At 55.6% G+C, this 277-nt stretch carries 1 rRNA gene; it reads left to right on the top strand.

The window, feature by feature from the left end:
• Positions 1-277, top strand: a 16S ribosomal RNA gene (locus tag NNO03_RS22815); the annotation flags it as partial.

Consider the following 277-nt stretch of genomic DNA (forward strand, 5'->3'; position numbering starts at 1 on the left):
CACGGTCCAGACTCCTACGGGAGGCAGCAGTGGGGAATATTGCACAATGGGCGCAAGCCTGATGCAGCCATGCCGCGTGTATGAAGAAGGCCTTCGGGTTGTAAAGTACTTTCAGCGAGGAGGAAGGGGATGTGGTTAATAACCGCATTCATTGACGTTACTCGCAGAAGAAGCACCGGCTAACTCCGTGCCAGCAGCCGCGGTAATACGGAGGGTGCAAGCGTTAATCGGAATTACTGGGCGTAAAGCGCACGCAGGCGGTCTGTCAAGTCGGATG

The organism is Citrobacter sp. Igbk 16 (assembly GCF_028069755.1).
Lineage (GTDB): Bacteria > Pseudomonadota > Gammaproteobacteria > Enterobacterales > Enterobacteriaceae > Citrobacter.